At 52.5% G+C, this 21,032-nt stretch carries 22 protein-coding genes, 1 tRNA gene and 1 pseudogene; 10 read left to right on the top strand and 14 right to left on the bottom strand.

From position 1 onward, the window contains the following. Positions 1-3: 3 nt before the first annotated feature. From QSK07_RS06290 to QSK07_RS06280, 3 genes are all read left to right on the top strand, one after another. Positions 4-393 (top strand): tautomerase family protein, encoded by a 390-nt coding sequence (locus QSK07_RS06290; protein WP_098051578.1) that lies wholly within the window; start codon positions 4-6, stop codon positions 391-393. Between the two features lie 210 nt (positions 394-603). Next, positions 604-2,895 carry a phosphatidylglycerol--membrane-oligosaccharide glycerophosphotransferase gene (gene opgB / locus QSK07_RS06285; protein ID WP_285721134.1) on the top strand — a complete coding sequence of 764 codons (2,292 nt, stop codon included), beginning with the start codon at positions 604-606 and terminating at the stop codon, positions 2,893-2,895. A gap of 132 nt (positions 2,896-3,027) precedes the next feature. Continuing rightward, positions 3,028-3,360 (top strand): hypothetical protein, encoded by a 333-nt coding sequence (locus tag QSK07_RS06280; protein ID WP_285721133.1) that lies wholly within the window; start codon positions 3,028-3,030, stop codon positions 3,358-3,360. A 13-nt stretch (positions 3,361-3,373) separates the two neighbouring features. On the opposite strand, the gene QSK07_RS06275 is transcribed toward QSK07_RS06280, so the two are convergent. Further along, a complete protein-coding gene (locus QSK07_RS06275; RefSeq protein ID WP_285721132.1) occupies positions 3,374-4,087 on the bottom strand; it encodes a GNAT family N-acetyltransferase in 714 nt (237 codons plus the stop codon). Between the two features lie 295 nt (positions 4,088-4,382). Here QSK07_RS06275 and QSK07_RS22930 point away from each other — a divergent pair, with 295 nt between their 5' ends. Further along, the gene (locus QSK07_RS22930; RefSeq protein ID WP_502921703.1) at positions 4,383-4,637 is read left to right on the top strand and encodes an FAD-dependent oxidoreductase; all 255 of its coding nucleotides are present in this window, start codon (positions 4,383-4,385) and stop codon (positions 4,635-4,637) included. 263 nt (positions 4,638-4,900) lie between these two features. Then, positions 4,901-5,095, top strand: a complete 195-nt coding sequence (locus QSK07_RS22925) for a hypothetical protein (protein ID WP_318269148.1) — start codon at positions 4,901-4,903, stop codon at positions 5,093-5,095. A gap of 118 nt (positions 5,096-5,213) precedes the next feature. Here the strand turns inward: QSK07_RS22925 and QSK07_RS06265 are convergent, their stop codons facing one another. Both QSK07_RS06265 and QSK07_RS06260 read right to left on the bottom strand, forming a co-directional pair. Continuing rightward, entirely contained in the window at positions 5,214-5,708 is a 495-nt protein-coding gene (locus tag QSK07_RS06265; protein ID WP_098051582.1) for an RcnB family protein, read from the bottom strand. A gap of 125 nt (positions 5,709-5,833) precedes the next feature. After that, on the bottom strand, positions 5,834-7,087 hold the full coding sequence (locus QSK07_RS06260; RefSeq protein ID WP_285721131.1) for a serine hydrolase domain-containing protein: 1,254 nt from the start codon (positions 7,085-7,087) through the stop codon (positions 5,834-5,836). 235 nt (positions 7,088-7,322) lie between these two features. On the opposite strand from QSK07_RS06260, the gene QSK07_RS06255 reads away from it, so the two are divergent. From QSK07_RS06255 to uhpT, 5 genes are all read left to right on the top strand, one after another. Then, a complete protein-coding gene (locus QSK07_RS06255; RefSeq protein WP_285721130.1) occupies positions 7,323-7,991 on the top strand; it encodes a YecA/YgfB family protein in 669 nt (222 codons plus the stop codon). 181 nt (positions 7,992-8,172) lie between these two features. Then, the gene (gene uhpA, locus QSK07_RS06250) at positions 8,173-8,766 is read left to right on the top strand and encodes a response regulator transcription factor UhpA (RefSeq protein WP_285721129.1); all 594 of its coding nucleotides are present in this window, start codon (positions 8,173-8,175) and stop codon (positions 8,764-8,766) included. Continuing rightward, positions 8,763-10,262, top strand: coding sequence for a signal transduction histidine-protein kinase/phosphatase UhpB (uhpB, locus tag QSK07_RS06245; protein WP_098051587.1), 1,500 nt, complete (start codon positions 8,763-8,765; stop codon positions 10,260-10,262). The genes uhpA and uhpB overlap by 4 nt, the downstream gene beginning before the upstream one ends. Positions 10,263-10,271: 9 nt before the next feature. Next, a complete protein-coding gene (locus QSK07_RS06240; protein WP_285721128.1) occupies positions 10,272-11,600 on the top strand; it encodes an MFS transporter in 1,329 nt (442 codons plus the stop codon). 151 nt (positions 11,601-11,751) lie between these two features. Beyond that, a complete protein-coding gene (gene uhpT / locus QSK07_RS06235; protein ID WP_098053088.1) occupies positions 11,752-13,143 on the top strand; it encodes a hexose-6-phosphate:phosphate antiporter UhpT in 1,392 nt (463 codons plus the stop codon). Between the two features lie 227 nt (positions 13,144-13,370). On the opposite strand, the gene QSK07_RS06230 is transcribed toward uhpT, so the two are convergent. The 11 genes and pseudogenes from QSK07_RS06230 to QSK07_RS06180 form a co-directional block, all read right to left on the bottom strand. Further along, a complete protein-coding gene (locus QSK07_RS06230; RefSeq protein ID WP_285721222.1) occupies positions 13,371-14,123 on the bottom strand; it encodes a CDP-diacylglycerol pyrophosphatase in 753 nt (250 codons plus the stop codon). A 44-nt stretch (positions 14,124-14,167) separates the two neighbouring features. Next, entirely contained in the window at positions 14,168-14,593 is a 426-nt protein-coding gene (locus QSK07_RS06225) for a hypothetical protein (protein WP_285721127.1), read from the bottom strand. Between the two features lie 130 nt (positions 14,594-14,723). After that, a complete protein-coding gene (locus QSK07_RS06220; protein WP_285721126.1) occupies positions 14,724-15,080 on the bottom strand; it encodes a putative T6SS immunity periplasmic lipoprotein in 357 nt (118 codons plus the stop codon). Positions 15,081-15,152: 72 nt separating this feature from the next. Further along, the gene (locus tag QSK07_RS06215) at positions 15,153-15,413 is read right to left on the bottom strand and encodes a hypothetical protein (protein ID WP_285721227.1); all 261 of its coding nucleotides are present in this window, start codon (positions 15,411-15,413) and stop codon (positions 15,153-15,155) included. Beyond that, on the bottom strand, positions 15,382-15,834 hold the full coding sequence (locus tag QSK07_RS06210; RefSeq protein WP_352230959.1) for a DUF2778 domain-containing protein: 453 nt from the start codon (positions 15,832-15,834) through the stop codon (positions 15,382-15,384). Before QSK07_RS06210 ends, QSK07_RS06215 begins: the two co-directional genes overlap by 32 nt. 962 nt (positions 15,835-16,796) lie before the next feature. Beyond that, on the bottom strand, positions 16,797-17,690 hold the full coding sequence (locus QSK07_RS06205; RefSeq protein WP_285721124.1) for a GGDEF domain-containing protein: 894 nt from the start codon (positions 17,688-17,690) through the stop codon (positions 16,797-16,799). Positions 17,691-18,114: 424 nt separating this feature from the next. After that, positions 18,115-18,549, bottom strand: a pseudogene (locus tag QSK07_RS06200) (integrase arm-type DNA-binding domain-containing protein); the annotation flags it as partial. A 164-nt stretch (positions 18,550-18,713) separates the two neighbouring features. Then, positions 18,714-18,798 (bottom strand) — tRNA-Leu (locus tag QSK07_RS06195). A gap of 122 nt (positions 18,799-18,920) precedes the next feature. Beyond that, the gene (locus QSK07_RS06190) at positions 18,921-19,952 is read right to left on the bottom strand and encodes a DUF1176 domain-containing protein (protein WP_285721221.1); all 1,032 of its coding nucleotides are present in this window, start codon (positions 19,950-19,952) and stop codon (positions 18,921-18,923) included. Between the two features lie 150 nt (positions 19,953-20,102). Continuing rightward, complete coding sequence (locus QSK07_RS06185; protein ID WP_285721123.1) at positions 20,103-20,477, bottom strand: acyl carrier protein; 375 nt, start codon at positions 20,475-20,477, stop codon at positions 20,103-20,105. A 41-nt stretch (positions 20,478-20,518) separates the two neighbouring features. Continuing rightward, positions 20,519-20,980 carry a hypothetical protein gene (locus QSK07_RS06180; RefSeq protein WP_098051615.1) on the bottom strand — a complete coding sequence of 154 codons (462 nt, stop codon included), beginning with the start codon at positions 20,978-20,980 and terminating at the stop codon, positions 20,519-20,521. Positions 20,981-21,032: the final 52 nt, after the last annotated feature.

Raw genomic sequence — 21,032 nt, 5'->3', positions numbered from 1 at the left:
ACCATGCCACTGCTGCAATTCGATGTTATTCAGGGTCGTTCAGAATCAGAGCTGCGTACACTGCTGGATGCAGCGCACCGTGCCGTGCTGACAGCCTTTAACGTGCCTGAACGGGATCGTTATCAGATTGTTCAGGAAAACAAGCGCTATCAGATGGTGTTTCAGGATACCGGCCTGGGATTCAGCCGCAGCGACAATCTGGTGATGGTGCGGGTTTATACCAGCCCACGCAGCCGTGAACAGAAGCAGCATTTTATGGCGGAGCTGGCGCGTGAGCTGCGTGAGCACTGTGGCGTGCAGGGCAACGACTTAATGATCAGCTTTATCACCAACGACAAAGGTGACTGGAGTTTTGCCGACGGCGAAGCGCAATACCTCACCGGCAAACTCTGAAAAACGTCCTGACTTCTGCTCTGCTGACGGTGCGCTGACCACCGTCACGCCTGAAAACCTCCCTTCTGAACCAATCTGCTCTCCACCGCACAAATCGGGCCGGATATGTTGCAGCCGGATGACAGCCAATATAGATTGTCGAAAAACCATCCCCCGAAGGTGGCCGGTTGCGTGAAGCCTCGTGCAACCCTGTAGAGAGAGGATTTACCCTTGTCCGAATTGGTTTCCGTCGCGCTGTTTCTGGCCGCTATTGCAATCTATTCCTGTAAAGCCGGGCGTAATAAATTCTGGTTTATTCTTGTTCTTATCCTGCTGGTGCTTTTCGTTGTCCTGAACGCCACCCTTTTTGCCAGCAACTATTTTACCGGTGACGGCATCAACGATGCGGTGCTCTATACGCTGACTAACAGCCTGACCGGCGCGGGTGTCAGTAAATATGTGGTGCCCGCTATTGGACTTATTATTGTGCTGTTCCTGCTGTTCTGCCTGCTGTCGTGGATTCTGCGTCGGCGTAAGCGTCCGCATCATATGGGCTGGTCACTGCTGGCGGCCGCCTGCGCGCTCGGCTCGGTGCAGACCACCCCGGCCTTTCGCCAGGTCGCAACGCTCATCGTGTCGCATACCCAGATGGCGGACTCTGACTTCGATAACGTCTATAAAGTGCCACGTAATCGCATTGAACAGCCGCGCCTCAACGTGGTTTACATCTATGGTGAAAGCTTAGAGCGCACCTATTTCGACCCCATCGCCTTTCCTGGTTTAACGCCGGAACTAAGCCGGGAGAAAGAGCAGAGTATCGACTTCAGCGAAACCGAACAGTTACCCGGCACCGACTACACCATTGCAGGCATGGTGGCCTCACAGTGCGGCATTCCGCTGTTTGCGCCGTTTGACGGTAATGCGTCGGCGTCGCTATCCAGCTTCTATCCGCAAAACGTCTGTCTGGGCGACATCCTGAAAAACTCCGGCTACCAGAACTGGTTTATCCAGGGCGCCGATCTGCGTTTTGCCGGTAAAGATGTCTTCCTGAAATCGCACGGTTTCGATCCCGAACATCTTTATGGCTCGCAGGAGCTGAAAAGCCGCGTTGCCGATCCTGCTTATCGCAATAACTGGGGTTATTACGACGATACGGTGCTGGATGAAGTCTTTGAGAAGTATCAGGAACTCTCGCAGGCCGGTAAACCTTTCGCGCTGTTTACGCTGACCGTCGATACGCATCACCCGGACGGGTTTATCTCACGCAGCTGCGATCGCAGGAGCTACAGCATTGATGGCAAACCGAATCAGTCCTTCAGCGCGGTCACCTGCTCGCAGGAACATGTGGCGCGGCTGATCACGCGCATCAAAGCGTCGCCGTGGTTTAAAAATACCGTGATTGTGGTGAGCTCCGATCATCTGGCCATGAACAACACGGCGCATCCGTGGCTGGTCAAACAGCCACGTCGCAATCTGTTCATGGTGATCCGGGGCGATAAACCGCAGTCGGAGCTGATGGAGGCGAAGCGCAGCACGCTGGATAATGGCGCGACGCTGCTGGATATTCTTGGCGGCGATAACGCGATTGGCCTGGGCCGCAGCAGCCTTTCTTCACTTTCGCTCTCCACCCAGTTCGACGATATGAAGAGCAAGGTGGCCAGCTGGAAACCCGACATCATCCAGCTCTGGAACTTCCCGAAGAAGATAGACGGCTTCACGGTGGATCAGGCGAAGAATACGTTCAGCTTCTCAGGCACTACCTTTAAATTGCCGATTTTGTTCCGCATCAGCGATAAGCATGTTGAGCCGATGCCGGAAGGGGAATATTCGGCCCCACTGCGCTATCAGCTGGCCGATTTCGCCTCCGCTGATAAATTCCTTTGGGTGGATCGCTGTTTTAAAATGGCGCGACTCTGGCAGCCTTCGCTGGCCCTCTCCGGCGATCTCTGTGTGGCGATGGGGCAGCTCGGCGGCACGCCAACCGTAACGCATGTCGACAAACCGCAGTGGAAAGGCAAAGTGCAGTTCCCGGACGGCGCAATCAGCGAGGCCCGTTACCAGCAGAACTTGGCGCAGATCCGCATTGAAGATAACAACATTCGCTATAGCGCCGACAGCTTCCGGCTTGATGTGCCTGGCGCGCCGGAAACGGTTAAAAGCTTCAGCGGCATCTCACGGCCAGAGAGCTGGGGGCGCTGGTCAAACGCCAATCTCGCGCCAGAAGTGCATATCGATTATGTCGATGCACTCCCGGCTAAGTTTGATCTGGTCATTACCGCACGCGCTTATGGCCCCAACGCACACCGCGCGATCCCGGTTCGGGTCGGCGATCAGCAGCAACTGCTGTCGCTGGGCGAAGAGGTATCGACGCATACCCTGCATTTCGACAACCCAGGCGCCAGCCATCAGCTGGTCATTGCGCCACCGGAACCGCAGCTGAGTAACACCGGCAATATTACCGGGCAGGATCCACGCAAACTGGGCATCGGCATGGTTGAAATTAAAATCGTGCCACAGCCTTAAGACCCGTTTTTTCCCCTTCCGCCTCTGCGGAATACTGCAGAGGCACCTCATCAGTCCACGGCAACATGTTGCGACACAGCTCGTACTCCTCTGCACGTTACCTTCGGCAAACTTACGACTAAAGTCGATCAGATGGATAATCGCCTCGGCCAGCTTACGACGAAAGTCGATCAGATCGACGAGCGGCTCGGGCATCTCACCATCAAAGTTAATCAGATCGACCAGCGGCCTGGCTATGTTGAAAGAAAAACCGACAAGCTGGCCGTCCGTTTTAATCACCTGGAAATCAACGTGGATAAGATGGAAGTGATGCTCAGTGAAATGAATTTCCGATTAACGGCCGCTGTCGACAGCCTGAGAAATGACGTTGTGACACTGACCAACAATATGCGCTGGATCAAACGGTTGTCTATCCTCATGACCACCACCCTGCTGGCGGCGGTCCTGAAAGATATTTTACTGTGATGCCACTACCCGGTCAGGGTCTGTCGCGCAGTGCTTCCAGCTTCTCGCGCTGCTGACCCTCAGCGGTAAAGTTTTCCACTGCCAGCCAGCGCTGCAGGCCCTTTTTTACCTGCGGCCATTCGCTGTCAATAATCGAAAACCAGCTGGTATCACGCGAACGCCCTTTGTAGACGATTGCCTGACGGAACTCGCCTTCATACCGGAAACCGAGACGGGCCGCTGCCTTACGCGACGGGGCATTACAGCTGTCGCATTTCCATTCATAACGACGATAACCCAGCGTCTCAAATGCGTAACGCATCAGCAGAAAATGCGCCTCCGTTGCCATGCGGGTCTGCTTCAGCCTGGGCGAAAAAGCAACGTGTCCGACTTCCATTACGCCATGTTCAGGCTGAATACGCATTAACGACAGACTGCCCACCGCCTGCTCCGTGGCGATATCGATCACCGCAAAGTGCAGCGGGTCGCGACTGCCCTCCATCTGACTGAAATAATCCTGCCACGCCTGCCGGTCATCAAACGGCCCCATAAACATGTAAGTCCAGTCGCGTCCATCCTCAGCCAGCGACCACGCTTCAGATAGAGCATCGCTATGCCGTGCCACGCTGTAGGGCTCCAGTCGGCATGCCTGCCCGGTGAAAATCTGATGCTGCGGTAATGGACGGGGTTGCCAGTCGGGTAAAGAGTGACCGACCGGCTGACCAAATTGATTCAGGTGTTGTGACATATCGCCTCCCGGCTGCAGATGATATCCGCAGATTGCCACTATCATGGTGGGTAAAAAAGTACCACAGCTGGAGAAATTCAGAGATCCATTGTCTGCAAGCGCATCTGTAAGACCCTGTACAGCTTACCTGACTGGCCCGGTTAAGCCTGTTATGTCGCACTGTTCAGGCTGGCCGGTGCGGCAATGGAGTGGCGAATCATCAGGCGGGCATCAAAGCGCGGCATTGGCCCGGTTGCCTCGCCGCGACTGCAACGTTTTCTCTCTGAAGTGCTGTAACTGAGTAAGGAACCTGATAATGGCAGTAAAATCTGAAATCAAAGCCGTGGTACTGGGTGGTGGCATCATCGGTGTTTCGACGGCGCTGGAACTGACAAAACGGGGTGCGGCGGTCACGCTGGTGACTAAAGGCGCGCTCTGCTCCGGTGCATCGGGACGTTCGCTGTCGTGGCTCAACTCGGCAGATGAGCGCTCCCTGCCCTACCACGCGCTGCGCATGGCGGGCATCGATCGCTATCGCACCCTGTTTGCTCAACATCCTGACCTCGACTGACTGCGTTTTGATGACGGGGTCTGCTGGTTTAACGACGATGCAGCCGGAACGCAGGCGCGGCATGCCTATGAGAAAGCCCACGGCTACGACGCACAGCTCATGACGCCTGACAACGTGGCGCAGGCGGATGCGGATGCGGCCATCGATATCGACGCGCCGCCATCCGGCCCAATCCTGGTAACCGTTACGCGCTGGATCATGACTGGTACGAAGAGGATATCCAGCTGCTGGCGGGAGGTGATTACCCTATTGATGAGTAGGTCGTGGCAAAGCTGGCAGACGAAGCGAGCAGGCTGTTACGGGGTGACGAGCCGCTCAGCGTTCAGAGCTGGAAGATTGGCCTGAAGCCGATTCCTGGCGATGGCGATTTGGTGCTGGGCCAGTTGCAGAAGGTGCCGGGCTGTTATGTGGCGTTCACGCATTCGGGCGCAACGCTGGCGCTGATTGTCGGGGAATGACTGGCGGAAGAGATCGTAAGCGGTGAGAAGCATCCGATGCTGGCAGGCTTTAGTGCAGAGCGTTTCAGCTAAAAAAAAGCCGGTCATCGCGACCGGCTGATTTTATTTAGCTACGGAATCAACCACGGAAAAAGATATCGCCCGATTTACCCATGACGATTTTGCCGGTGTCATTGGTAATCAGAATATAGTTGGCGTTGATATAGGCCCAGTGGGTATCTGCCTGTGGAGCGGGCAGATTACGTTTTTGCCACTCGGTGATGGTGAAAGTTTTATCGGTGTACTTCTCTGGCACGATGTCACCGATTTTGTACTCTTTGTAGTCGATGATGATGGTGCTGAGTTCGTAATTAGGGCGTGAGCCATTAGACGGTGCCGGGGACGTCGGCGTCGTCGGCGTAATGCCGTCATTGGATTGTGAACTGGTCTGAGGCTGGTTTTGCGTGGCACCGGCATCTGGCTGCGCGCTGCCCGTATCCGGCGTAGCGGGCTGAATCTGCGGCGGTGGTGAAACGGTATCCGTTGCTTCGCCAGCAGCCTGTACAGCGGGGATCAGGCTCAGCGAGCCAACCAGTAATCCCATTGATAAAAGTACACGTTGAGTCCTGCGCATAATGATTTCCACGTTGAATTTTGACAGTCAGGCTAAAGTTTATCGCACTTCAGTTCCGTTGTACTGACGCTATGTGCAGGGAAAACAGCCCTGTTCGCTTGACTGCACACAGCTCAGGTATCGGATCACTGTGGAACCACTTTATCCTGAGTTGCCAGATCGACCAACAATGCAATGCCTAAATAGTTGCTCCAGTTAAAGCCGTTCTGCAGCACTACAATCGCATTGCCATGACGTTTATCGTAGCCGATAAAACTGGCGTAGCCGCCAATATACCCCACCTGATAGGTGATCTGCTGTCCTTCGATGGTGTCGGTGACCCAGGCGATATTCTGCGTCTGCGCCCCCTGCTGATACCAGGGCCGGTTCACCGCGGCAAAGGCCCGATCGCGCGCCGTATCACCGGTCGCATCAAGATGCGCGCGCAGATAAGCACTCAGATCGCGCGCATTACTGTAAAGACTGGCGGCAGCCACCATGTTACCGTGGAAATGCCAGTCGGGCGTCAGCGTACCACGACGGATAAATTTCGGCTGATCGCCAGCATGGCCGAGGGCACGCAGCGGATAGCCGGTCAGCCGCTCCGGTTCAAAGCTGCTCTGATCCATCTTTAACGGCGTGAAGATGAGCTGTGATGCGAGCGTCTGAATGTCCTGATGGAAACGGGTGCGCACGATAAAACCGAGCAGCGCATAGCCGAGGTTAGAGTAGTGTGGCATGCGTACCGCCGGCGCCGAAAAGTCCGCCAGATAACTCAGCAGTTGGTCACTGTCGAGATTGCCATAGAAGTTCTCACCCGTGGCGAGATAACGAATGAACTGCTGCAGCATCGGCAGATCCATATCCTGACGCGGCAAACCCGACGTGTGCGTCACCAGTTGCAGCAGCGTGATGCGCCGCGCATCGGCGCTGAGGGGGACACCGTGCGGCAGCAGGTCGGCCAGCGTATCGCTCCAGCGCAGTCTGCCCTGATCCACCAGCTGGATAATGACTTCTGCCGTCACGCCTTTACTGAGCGATCCCAGCGCAAACAGGGTATCGGGCGTGATCGGATAGCGATGCACCCGATCGGTGACGCCAAACGGGTAATAGCGGGTCGGGCCGCCGTGATGAATCACCGCAATGCTGATGCCGGGAACCTGCTTTTGCAGCATGTAATGCTGCACGATGTCATCGACATTTTCGTGAAAGGTGGCATGCGTAAGATAAACGCGGTCGCCCACCGGCGCGGAGGTTTGCGACAGGGTTCCACAGCCCGCCAGCAGGAAAATTACGGCAGGTATGCATCGCGTTGTTAATCTGCTCATCCACCGGCTGGCAGAAGCCATTCGTGTAAGGTGTACGGCCACAGCCCGCCTGCTGCAAAATCCATTTTTCATTTAATAATCATCATTTTAATTGTCTTTAGCATGCAGCAGGCCAGATATAGCGCAAAAATGTACCATAAAGTGCTGCGGGCTATCGCCTGCATAACGGGGTGAAAGGGGTGTTAAACACGGTTTAGCCACTGCGTACTGCCCTGGTTAGCTGTGTTGCAGCGCACAAGGGTGTACACTGCTGCGGTTTTAAGGCTTAACGCCGCGCTGAAATTTGATATGCCCGGGAGGCAACCGCATGAAAGAAGGCCCACTGTCCGAAAAAGAGCTGCAATGGCTGGAAGATATGCTGGAAAAATATGGCAGCGAAGCGTCAATTATTGATGTCTCCGAACTGGATGGTTTGCTGACTGCCGTGCTCTCCGGCCCCGTGACCGTCGAACCCAGTCAGTGGCTGGTGGCGCTGTGGGGTGGCGAGAAGCAGATTCCAAAATGGAGCAACGAGCGTGAAATGACGCGCTTTATGTCGCTCTGTTTCCAGCATATGAATGATGTCGCTGACCGCTTATCTGAATTCCCGGAGCAGTTCGAACCGCTGTTTGGCATCCGCGAGATGGAAGGTCTGGAATTTACCGTGGTGGAAGAGTGGTGCTTCGGCTACATGCGCGGTGTCACGCTGACCGACTGGTCTGCCCTGCCTGCCGATCTGCAGCCTGCGCTGGACGCTATCGCGCTGCACGGTGTGGAAGAGAACCTGGAAAAGATTGACGCCATGACGCCGGAGGAGATGGAAGCCAGCATTGAGGCTATCCGCCCTGCTGCACTGGCGCTGCACGACCACTGGATCGCCCAGCCGGAAGCGATCCCCGTGCCGCAGAAACCTGTCTCAGCAGAGAAACTGCCTGGCCGTAACGATCCCTGTCCGTGCGGCAGCGGCAAAAAATATAAGCAGTGCTGTCTGCATTGATTGAGGGTGCTGCGTTCTGATCTGCCGGGCGGAGAGTCTGCCTGGCAGGTTTATCTGACGATCTCCGTCGCTCTGACCTGCCTCACCCTGCCCGTGCCCTTCTTCGATTACACTGCTCACGACTTGAACAGTCCCACGCTTATCGCTAAGGTAAGCGCGATTTTACCCGCCAGGAAAACACATGATTACCATCGCGCTGATTGACGATCACCTTATCGTCCGCTCCGGCTTTGCCCAGCTGCTGAGCCTGGAATCGGATTTCCAGGTGGCGGCGGAATTTGGTTCCGGCCGTGAGGCGCTGGCGGGTCTGCCCGGTCGCGGTGTGCAGGTCTGCATCTGCGATATCTCAATGCCAGACCTTTCCGGGCTGGCGCTACTGAGCCAGTTACCCGCGGGATTAGCCACCATCATGCTGTCGGTGCATGACAGTCCGGCGCTGGTGGAGCAGGCATTGAATGCCGGGGCGCGCGGATTTCTCTCCAAACGCTGCCATCCCGACGAGCTGATTGCGGCGGTCCGCACTGTCTCTGCGGGCGGCTGTTATCTGACGCGCGAGATTGCGATAAAACTGGCCGCCGGGCGTCAGGATCCGTTGACACGCCGCGAACGGCAGGTGGCGGAAAAACTGGCACAGGGTATGGCGGTAAAAGAAATTGCCGTGGAACTCGGCCTGTCGCCGAAAACGGTGCATGTCCATCGCGCCAACCTGATGGAGAAGCTCAACGTCAGTAATGATGTCGAGCTGGCCCGTCGCATGTTCGACGGCTGGCAATGAGTGCTTTTTTCTCCCGGCTGATCTCTGTGGTCGCCAGCTTTTTCATCTTCTCGGCGGCCTGGTTCTGCCTGTGGAGCATCAGCCTGCACCTGGTGGAACGCCCGGAGCTGGCGGTACTGCTGTTCCCGTTTGGCCTGCGTCTGGGACTGATGCTGCAGTGCCCGCGCGGTTACTGGCCGGTACTGCTGGCGGCAGAGTGGGTCATGCTGATCTGGCTGGCGAAGGCGGTCGCGCTGGCGCATCTGCCGCTGTTAATGGCAGGCAGTGTACTGACGCTGCTGCCGGTGGCGTTGATCTCCCATTACCGCCATCAGCGTGACTGGCGCACCCTGCTGAGCCAGGGCGCGGCCCTGATCGCCGCCGCGCTGCTGCAATCCCTGGCGTGGGTGGGTCAGCAGGAGATGCTGAACGCCCTGCTGCTGACGCTGACCGGCGGCCTGACCCTCGCCCCGACCTGCCTGGTGATCTGGCACTATCTCAGCAGCACCCGCTGGCAGCCGCTGGGTCCGGCGCTGATCTCACAGCCGGTCAACTGGCGCGCCCGGCATCTTATCTGGTATCTGCTGCTGTTCGTTATCAGCCTGTGGTTGCAGCTTGGTCTGCCCGCTGAACTGTCGCGCTTCACACCGTTTTGTCTGGCGCTACCGATCATTGCGCTGGCCTGGCACTACGGCTGGCAGGGTGCGCTAATCGCAACGCTGATGAACGCCATTGCGCTGATCGCCAGCCAGACATGGCACGATCATCCGGTCGATCTCCTGCTCTCGCTGCTGGCGCAGAGTCTGACCGGACTGCTGCTGGGTGCGGGTATCCAGCGACTGCGTGAGCTGAACCAGTCGCTGCAAAGTGAACTGGCGCGCAACCGCCGGCTGGCAGAACGGCTGGTCGAGACAGAAGAGAACGTGCGTCAGGAAGTGGCGCGCGAACTGCACGATGATATCGGCCAGACGATAACGGCAATACGCACCCAGGCGGGCATCGTACAGCGACTTGCGCCAGATAACGCCCGGGTGATCCAGAGCGGCGTGCACATTGAGCAGCTCTCACTTGGCGTTTATGACGCGGTGCGGCGTCTGCTGGGGCGTCTGCGGCCCCGTCAGTTAGATGATCTTTCACTTGAACAGGCGGTCCGATCCCTGCTGCGTGAAATGGAGCTGGAGGACTGCGGTATCGTCAGCCACCTTGAGTGGCGCATTGATGAGACGCTGCTGAGCGAAGCGCAGCGCGTCACGCTGTTTCGCGTCTGTCAGGAGGGGCTGAATAACATCGTTAAACACGCCAATGCTACCGCCGTGATGCTCAAAGGCTGGCAACAGGATGAACGCATTGTGCTGATGATTGAGGATGATGGCTGCGGTCTGCCGTCAGGCACCGGCCAGCAGGGCTTTGGCCTGGCCGGGATGCGCGAACGCGTTTCTGCACTCGGCGGATCGCTGACAATTGCCTGTACACACGGCACCCGCGTCAGCGTGCATCTGCCGTTGCGTTTTGCCTAAGGAACCACCGTGTTTAACTTTCTGAAAACGCCCGCTAACGCCGCTCCGCTGCAGGACAAAAGTGAGATTGATAGCCGCTATCGCTACTGGCGACGGCACATCATGTCAACCATCTGGATCGGCTATGCCCTGTTCTACTTTACCCGTAAAAGCTTTAACGCGGCCGCGCCGGAAGTGATCGCCAGCGGCGTGATGATGCGCACCGATATCGGCCTGCTGGCGACGCTGTTTTATATCACCTATGGCTTGTCTAAGTTTTTCTCCGGCATCGTCAGTGACCGCTCTGACGCCCGTTACTTTATGGGACTGGGGCTGATCGCGACTGGCGTGGTGAATATCCTGTTTGGCTTCTCCACCTCGCTGTGGGCCTTTGCGCTACTGTGGACCCTTAACGCCTTTTTCCAGGGCTGGGGTGCGCCGGTCTGCGCGCGCCTGCTGACCAGCTGGTATTCGCGTAACGAGCGCGGTGGCTGGTGGGCACTGTGGAACACCGCACATAATGTCGGCGGCGCGGTGATCCCGATCGTTATCGGCGCGGTAGCGCTGCACTATGGCTGGCGAACCGGGATGATGATTGCGGGCAGCTTAGCGATCCTCGCCGGGCTGTTTCTCTGCTGGCATCTGCGCGACCGCCCTCAGACGGTCGGTCTGCCCGCGGTAGGCGACTGGCGACAGGATGAGATGGAGATGGCGCAGCAGCAGGAAGGTGCAGGTCTGAGCCGCAAAGCGATCCTGATGCGCTACGTGCTGCTCAACCCCTACATCTGGCTGCTGTCGCTCTGTTACGTGCTGGTCTATGTGGTTCGTGCCGCGCTCAATGACTGGGGCAATCTCTACATCTCGGAGACGCTGGGCGTGGATCTGGTGACGGCGAATTCGGCGATAACCCTGTTTGAGCTGGGCGGCGTGATCGGCGCGCTGGTGGCGGGCTGGGGGTCGGACAAACTGTTTAATGGCAACCGTGGCCCGATGAACCTGATTTTTGCGGCCGGGATTTTGCTCTCAGTTGGTTCACTGTGGCTGATGCCGTTTACCAGTTACGTGATGCAGGCAGCCTGCTTCTTCACGACCGGATTTTTTGTTTTCGGCCCACAGATGCTGATTGGTATGGCGGCAGCCGAATGTTCCCATAAAGACGCCGCGGGTGCGGCAACCGGCTTTGTCGGCCTGTTCGCCTATCTCGGCGCGTCGCTCTCCGGCTGGCCGCTGGCGTGGGTGATCGACGTCTGGCACTGGAGCGGCTTCTTTGCGGTGATTGCCGTCGCAGCGGGGATCTCTGCGCTGCTACTATTGCCGTTTCTGAATGCTCAGGCACCCCGCGCCTCCCCTGAAGCGTGATACGTCTCTCCTTTTTGTCCTGAGTGGAGCAAAACTAAGAAATTTTCCTGGTTTCGCCTGGATGCTGTCTCAGGCCAGTCTGGCGATGGATTTTTACAATGCCAGCCATTCGCTGCCGATGGCAGCTTTCCAATCAGGAGAATCCCCTTCCATGCTGGCCTTCCTCAAACAGGTGCGCAGACCGACGCTGGATCTGCCAATCGAACTGCGGCGCAAGATGTGGTTCAAACCGTTTATGCAGTCCTATCTGGTGGTCTTTATCGGCTACCTGACCATGTATCTGATCCGCAAAAACTTCAACATTGCGCAGAATGACATGATCACCACCTACGGGCTGAGTATGACGCAGCTGGGGATGATCGGTCTGGGTTTCTCCATCACCTACGGCGTCGGAAAAACGCTGGTCTCCTACTACGCAGACGGCAAAAACACCAAGCAGTTCCTGCCGTTCATGCTTATCCTGTCGGCCATCTGTATGCTGGGTTTCAGCGCCAGTATGGGCAGCGGCTCCATCAGCCTGTTCCTGATGATCACCTTTTATGCTTTAAGCGGATTCTTCCAGAGCACCGGCGGTTCATGCAGTTATTCGACCATCACCAAATGGACGCCGCGCCGCAAACGGGGATCTTACCTGGGCATGTGGAACATCTCTCATAACCTCGGCGGTGCCGGTGCAGCGGGTGTCGCGCTGTTTGGCGCAAATGTGCTGTTCGACGGCCACGTCATCGGCATGTTTATCTTCCCGTCGATCATCGCGTTGATTGTCGGCTTTATCGGCCTGCGCTACGGCAGCGACTCCCCGGAATCCTATGGTCTGGGCAAAGCCGAAGAGCTGTTTGACGAGGAGCTGAGCGAAGAGGACAAAGAAGCTGATGATGAGTCAATGACCAAATGGCAAATCTTTGTCGAATATGTGCTGAAAAATAAAGTGATCTGGCTGCTCTGCTTCGCCAACATCTTCCTTTATGTCGTGCGCATCGGGATCGATCAGTGGTCAACGGTCTACGCCTTTCAGGAGCTGAAACTCTCTAAAGAGGTGGCAATTCAGGGCTTTACCCTGTTTGAAGTCGGCGCGCTGGTGGGTACGCTGCTGTGGGGCTGGCTCTCCGATCTGGCCAATGGCCGTCGTGCGCTGGTGGCCTGCGTCGCGTTAGCGTTGATTATTGCCACGCTCGGGATCTATCAGCATGCCAGCAACCAGTATGTTTATCTGGCTTCGCTGTTCGCGCTCGGCTTTCTGGTCTTTGGCCCGCAGCTGTTAATCGGCGTCGCCGCCGTCGGCTTTGTACCGAAAAAAGCGATTGGTGCGGCGGATGGCATCAAAGGCACTTTTGCCTACCTGATTGGTGACAGCTTCGCCAAACTGGGCCTGGGCATGATTGCCGACGGCACGCCGATATTTGGCCTGACCGGCTGGGCAGGCACTTTCGCCGCGCTGGATATCGCTGCTATCGCCTGTATCTGCCTGATGGCGCTGGTTGCGGTGATGGAAGAGCGTAAGATTCGCCGTGAGAAACGCTTGCAGCGGTTGAAGATGGCGTAAAGATAAAATCTGGCCCGGCGCATGTCGGTCTTTTTGAATACGCCACCTTTTACTTCGAGCCCCGGCTCGCCTGAGCAGGTATAACGACGATCTTTCATTGCGGCATGATCCCTGGGCTGGTTTTTCTGCACGGGCGTTCATTATTGCCAATTGGGTTCGTACTATCAGAGGGTTTGATTACACCAGAGTGGCTGGAGCAGTGGAGAAGTCAGGGTGATGAGGTTTGGTTACTCCCCAGCTGAAACGTCAGCTGGCGGCGCTGAAAGAATAGCGCAGCGTTTATCCAGTAGCGACTCAACGGACGCCCGATTGCCCTTATCCCAGCCGCGCCGGGTGGTTAGCAGGATAAACCCTTTTTCTCCCGAGAACGTCGTTGGGATAAGCGCCACCCCAGACTCTGCCAGCTGCGGCGGCGACAGATGGAAATGGCGCGCCACGGAGAAAACAGGATAGATTCCCATCGCCGTCGGCTGCATAACGCGACGGGCATAGTAGGTGTGATTCAGCAAGCGGTCAGGCAAGGGTCGCCAGTCATTATGAATATAGGGTCGCTCGGCCTGAAGCTGACGATACACATCTTCCCGCAGGCAGGTCAGATGAATATGAAGTTGATTCTGGCTGCGGCCATAAGCGGAATTCAGCGCCATGCCGAGCCGATCCTCAGGCACTTCAGCACCATAGACCGCCATCAGACGATAACGCATTAACCAGGCGTAGCCGAAATAATCGGGACGGCCGGGACGCGACAGCGTAATGCTCTCAATGCCGGACATCGCCACCGTGGGCACCAGAATAAAGTGCAACCTGTGGCGAGGATTCTGGATGATGCTGTAGCCCTGTGTGTTGTCCTGCGGCAGATAGACTTGCTGGCAGGGTGCCGGATCGCGACGGTAGTGATAGTTATTCATGCAGAGGTCATGCGTGACCGTCCACAGCGCGTCAGAGCGGGCGCATCCTGTGAGCAGCAGCGCGATGACCATCGGCAGAGATTGGTATGACCACAACAATTTCTCGTTCAGGCGACTCAATTATTCAGAACCTTAGTCAGCTCAATCTCATGGGTTGTGGGGTCAAAATACAGATAAAACAGATCCCCATCCAGCTGATCAGGCTTTGCCCATCTCTCCTTCTCACCCAAACTGCGTCTTTGCTTCTCGTATCCCAGCTTTTCAAGATAAGTGCGCAGCGATGCAGTATCTGAAGCTCCTTTAAATACGATGCTATTTGAAGGGGAATAACCATCGCCCGGATGAGACTCGAAGTAAAACTCGTAAGTTATACGCGGTGCTTTTTCGATATCGGGGTCTGTCAGCATGTGGTAGTTAAAGAAATCATTATCTTTATAGACAGTTGCCTCATCAGAGACTAATGCAACAAACCAGAAAAACAAGCCGCCACAGACAAGCATGGTGATAGCTATAAGTGCGAACCATTTAAACAGGTTTTTCATTGCTTCGTCCCCATAAATGAGAGAAATGTCCCATCATTGGTAACTACCTTAACAATTCAAGATGTGAAGTCGTTAAGCCGGGTTTAATGACATGCGTGCGTTTATGAGAATCAAAGGGCCATTATGCCCCCTATTCTTTTGGATAAGAAAAGTCAGCAGTGACTAAATGCGATATTGATTTATCAGATTGAACATCATAGGCGAAAGAGTAACGCTCTCCCGTTGTGAACGTAAATCCGAACACAGTAAGGCACTCACCTTTTGGAACATAAACAGGTTTGTCATCAAAAACCCTGTGAAAGGAGTTACTTTTATCGCTGTTGATTTGAATGGCAGTGATCCTTTCTTTTGGCTCAAGCGGCGACACTACACAAACTTGCTTGTCTTTGATAAATGCCGTTGTAGATTCACGCTCCACCATCCGGTCGCTAGGTCCAGGGCATCCCGTTAAGAGAAATACGACACCAAGCATCATCTTGTTTTTCATGATTAACGACCTTTCCCTGTTACGATTTTCTGATAAAGCGAGGGGACACAAACTACTTTACTCGTTATAAATTTATTTATTATTAATTTTTTTCTCAATCACTCTGATTATAATCTGATAACCGATGAGCGTTACCACTATACAGATGACTATTAGCGCAATCCCCACAAAACCTTCGATATCACGCTGATCAAATAGCTTTGCTAACGCTGTCCAGAACTGCTGTTCTCTTTGTGTCGATGGATCTGACGGCCTTGCCAGTAAAAAACTAACGACGAACAAGGACACGGCGATAAGGATTCTAAATCTCGCTGGGACACGCTTTGCTTCCATTTAAAACTACCTCAATTGTTCCAAAAGACATTAGTCCATTACGTAATTTCACTTGTGCAGTAGAGAGTAATGCTTGCCGGATAGCGATGAAATCAGTTCTGTGTTGTAAAGTGATGCAGCCTAACGATACACCAAGCGGGCCGCGAGGGTGTAGTCTGAAGTTACCTCGCTCTACATTATTCACCCATGTGTGGTCATCTATCCTTCCATCATCACGATACAAAGCAAACCATTCATACCTGATGACTGGCGTTGAAGTTGACCATGAGTAGGAGTCGTGCAAGTCAGTCCGGATTATACCTTTCCAGCCACCGGTTGGGCGCTTAACGATGTGATATAAACCATCAGGTATTGGCCCATTGTCTGGAACTGTAATACATCCTGCGCGATTGCGATATTCCCTGTTACCAGAGTACGCCATAAATGTCCCGATTCCATACATGACTAAGGGTGAGTAATCTGCATCATTAACAGTGAATTTTCCTTTTAATGACCTCTCTGGCTCCTTTTATTCTAATGATTTCATTCAAGAGCGTTATTTATCATACTGCCTCGGCATGAAAATAAATTGATCTATCTCTGATATTTTACACAATCATAGGTTAGCAAAAACCTTATTACTAGCTGTCATTATGATTCGCCAAAGCGCAATAAAACCCAATGATGCCACATAAATTAGCGCTGCATGTAAGCGGAAAACTTTATAATCCCTCTGAAAGATTATCTGCTTCAGGAGTTGATAGGGAAAGTGAAGATAGTGTACTTAAGGCAGAGTTTCTTTGCAGAAAATTCGGTTTCAGCTTCGGTCTGGCAGAAAATATTGATTCGTAAAAAAATAACTTATTGGAATATCCTCATATGGCCTATCAGGCATGGCTCACTTTGTGCTATGTAAAACAATATGGAGCAGGTAAACCAGCCTGAAGGGAGCAATATATTCAAACAATGAACTGTGATGTGCGCCCACCCATCTATATATTCGCCGTATTATTAATGTTCCATATATTTTCTATTTTAGTTATAGTGAAAAAGGCAGATAGCTGCTGGATTTCTAGGCATAATAAAAACCTCAGTTGAGTTCCAATTACATACTAATGGTGCGAACACCGGACTCGAACTTTGAAATAAGCAACTGTATTAAATATTAAATGCTTTCTTATGTGCCCATTTTTATTTGATAATTCTTTCTATTCTTTATGTAGTGACTTGTTTAAGTCAAGATTGACTATCGCAAGTTCGGTTAGGTTCCGAGTATGGGATCGTAACCGCACGCACCTTTACTAAAATTTGATTTTACAAAGACCTTCACATTACCAGCGCGGTACCTAATATAAAATTATCAATGTAGAAGGGCAAGAGCGCCCTTCTACATTAAGCTTGATTTTAAAAGCGCTGTGCATACACTATGCAATCTCTTCCGGCTTTTTTTGCTCGATAAAGCGCATTATCAGCAGCAGTAATAATAGTTGATGAAGAATAATCATTCTGTTTGACTGCTACTCCGAGGCTTAGAGTAACGCTAATGCTCCCATTGCACCGGCCTGTGATCGATGTTTTTATCTTTCTAATAATATCTTCAGCATTAGTGTTTTCAAGAATCAATATTGTAAACTCTTCGCCACCTGACCTGGAAATAAAGATATCATCTCCTAAAAAATTACTTAATTTCATACCTAAATCTCTTAAAACCTTATCACCAGCCTCATGACCATATGTATCATTAATTTTCTTAAAATGGTCAATATCTGCAATACAAATTGTTCCAGTATTTTTTTCAAGATCTCTGAGTTTAATGTTAAGGTACCGTCTATTAGGTAAACCCGTTAGTTCATCTGTCAACGACAGATCAACCGCAGATTTGTAATTATAATTCACATATGATATAAAATTATTAAAAGAAAAAATAATCATTAACATTGCCGGGACATAAAGAAGAGCAGCTAATAGTGATGCCGTATCTCTCTCTATCAGGCTAAGACCTCCAGCCATAGAGGCTAGTGATGAGTTCAGGAGTAAAAATAGACTTATCCTAAAAAATAGCAGATGCATTTGCTTAGAAAGTATATTAAACGATTTTCTAATAAACCATACCATCAGTATCACTGTGCAAGAGTTTATAAAAAAGTAAAAGTTTAGTTTAGATGTGTCACCCATAGCAAAAAAAAGGATAATAATTAGCGTAGCCATAAAGCAGGTGTAAATAATTATCATTCTATAAAGAAGACCTTTTGGAGATTCGACTTCATGAATGAGCTTGTCGTGTATTTTAAAATTCATCACGTAATCCTGATCTAGTTTAAGCAGAAATAGTACCACGTGATTGTTTATAAAGGTCATAATTTGTTCTAATAAAGGCGTCATTTTCAGGCATGGAAAATAAGCTCAAAAGTTGTCCGACAATTTGCCCTATTCCCTTCTTTCTTGATGCTATATGCAAATTTTATAGAAATTGACGGGTTTGCTCATTGCTGGATGAGCAAGGTTTGCTTTCAGCTATGACCACTCCTGACACTTATAAGTACAAAAAATTATCCATTTTAAAGAAAGCGAGTAATCCCATCAAAGATTTTACAGAAAACCCTTCACACTGTTCACCTTCCAGTTTTATTCATATATATCAGTTAATTACTCGATGAATGATAGGTGTAGGGTGAAGGTTATCATTCATAACCGGTGAAGTTCATGCATAAAAAAACCGGATTACAGGTGCCAACAGCTGACTGGTTTTCAGCTTATGAATATCTGCTGAACCAATATGAGGAAAAATATACAGTTCGAGATAGCGCAGGAGCCTTTAACGATGGTCATCACTCCAGCGCTTGTTACTCGCGTGCCATTCGCGGGCGATGATGTCAAAAGTGTAAGCACCTACATTTTCAGCCTGGGCTTCTTTTTGTTCGGATTTGGGGTCAATCCCCTGCCCTAGCATCTTTTTAGCTTAGTCACGCTTAGCACGTGCCTGAGCAAGCGTTACTGTCGGCCAGACGCCAAAGGCAAGCCGGTCTTATTTTTTATCGGCTGCCGTCGATACTTCATACATCAGTATTTTGATCCTTTGGTGGTGACCTCAATGTACAAACCGCCTCCATCAGCCATTAGGCTTTGCAGTGTCGACCTGGCGGGCATTCAACTTCATTTGGGAGCACATTTCTTATCGAAGTGGGGATGCCCCCAATTATGTCCCCAGCGAGGTCTGGATTGCAACGGATGTGCCCGGACGAGGCAGGATAATAAAACCAGCCTTCATGTTGATTTTAAAGGTTTTTTTTGGACTTACCATGGCGGGAATGGACAGGATACTGGTGCCGAAGGCCGGAATCGAACCGGCACGCCTCGCGGCGGTTGATTTTGAATCAACTGCGTCTACCGATTTCGCCACTTCGGCACTGAAGGGTATGCGGAAAACGTTGAGGATTATACCGTTACCCCCTGTTTCCGCAACCCTTATCCGCAGGCAGAGGTGCAACTGCTGAAAAAACCGTCTTTTGGCTTCTCAGGTTCACCTGCTTAACCCGAAACAGACTTCACATCCGTCACCAGCGTCGGCAGATCCCACGTGCCACCCGCATGGATGTAACGGCACATGCCGGTCCCGCCGTCATAGCTTTTGCGGAAAGCCTTGCCGTCCCAAACCCAGCTTTCCTGGCTCATGCAGTCACCAATACCGCGGCCTTTCTGCACGCTGGTAATCTCGCCCTTGTCATAATCTGACCCGGAAATGGTCACCAGCTCAGGCTTGCCTTTCAGCTGATTATCAATGACCCAGTAACCATAACCTTCGTTATAAGCAGCACGCCAGCAGAGTGCTGAAAGCAGAACGTGTGTGTCATCCAGTGGCGTAAGTGTAAGTCCGTCGGTTTCCGGATCGCTGTTTTCTGCAGGTGAATAGAGGCTGTCGCACGTGTCATCATCATTATGATTGACTGTTGCAAGCAGTCGGGTTTTCAGCGCATCGCTTTCCACTGCGGTCAGCAAACGGGGTTCGCCGCCGAGGGTTTTTGACGCCTGAATAACCGGTGCGGGCACAGCCTTAACCACGCTGCTTTCCGGTTTAGTGCCCTTTTTGGTGAGCGCGCCTGGCGTACCGATACGGCCCTGTATGTCGTCCGCTTTCAGCAGCACGGCATAAGCGCCCTCACCGGAAAGCTGGAATGGCTTTGTGCCGCCTTTAAATTCGACTTTACCGCTGCCTTTTACAGCGCTGATTACCGCAGCGGTCTGACTGGCCGACATTCGCCAGTTATCATCAGCCGCCACCAGATCGCCAGCTGATTTCCCGTTTATCCAAAGCGTCAGCTTTTCCGCCGGTTCACTGTCATCTTCGGTGTCGCCGAGCGTCACTTCGCCCACTGTCTCCGTTCCCGGTCCAGCGGCACGGGTGAGCAGGATGGAGCCGGAGGGATCCTCTTCTTTGGCATAACCCGCAATGCGGCAGGTCAGGGTGTTATCACAGACCACTTCCCAGTCTTTGTGCTCAAGCGTTTTTCCACTCTGAGCGGCCTGAGCCGACAGGGAGAGCATTGCCAGCACGAAAAGCATCGGTTTACAGTTCACTTTAATCCCTCAGGTTTTATTACTGATATCAGTGCTGATATCACTCTTACACCACGAGTGCGAGGAAACCAACAGCCAGCGTTTATTGCCGCCAGGCTTTGACGAGAGGATACGCCGCGTTCCTGGACAATGCGGCTATCGGGCAACGCTCTCTTTTTTGTTACGTGCTTCTACCAGCACGCTGTGCAGCTGGCCGACAGAGAGATCGCGGATGACAGGCGCGGGAATGCCGCGCAGTCGTCTGCAAAGATAAACAATGCCCAAAAAGTCGATGCCTTCACTATGGAAAAGATATTCGTTTTCTTGCAGGGAAAACGCCTTCCGGAAATCATCTTCTTCTGCAGAAAAGCTCACGCCAAAAACTTTTTCCGCTTCCTCCAGCAATTCAACACCATCATCGCCGGTAATACCTAAATCCTGTTCAAGCCTGCTGTTTTCATCGATTACTTCACGTCTGCATCCTGAAAACTCACGAACAAAAGCGATAACGTCAGCTAATGAAGGTTCCATATCTTTGCTCCTGCTAGAGCGCTCCGCGCTATCCTGCCAATTTACAGTCGTCCCAGGGTCATTTCCTGCACCTCAGCCTCTGGATTGGCCTCTTTTACGGCGGTAAGAAAACCGGCAAAATCCCGATTAAAAAGGGTGTAGTTATTCAGGATTCTGAACTCCCTTTCGGTGCGATAAGACCCTGTGACATAACGCACCAGCCATACTCTACGATTACTGACTTCGGTTCCGGTGACTTTTATCCTGATAATATTTTCCAGCGGAACTTTGCAGAGTGTTTCGCCGTCACGCTGCTGATACAGGAAGTCGCTGTCATAGTAATAATCTTCAGTATTCATGCCCAATTTTTTTAATATCGGGGTGTTAGCCGAAATTTTTTTCATCTCGCCTGGAGAAGGAGGGAGCCCTTTTTTAAGGGGCAAAGGCCTAAAGCAATACCAGATGAACAAAATGAAAAACGCTAACGACAGCAGTGAGAAAATAAAATAAACAAACTGATGCATTTAAATGACCCGACCTGTTCGGATAGCTCCTGATTATATCGAAGAAGATATG

The organism is Pantoea sp. QMID4 (genome assembly GCF_030270445.1).
In the GTDB taxonomy this organism is placed as follows: Bacteria; Pseudomonadota; Gammaproteobacteria; order Enterobacterales; family Enterobacteriaceae; genus Pantoea; species Pantoea vagans.
This window is presented reverse-complemented; position numbering and strand designations above follow the sequence as displayed.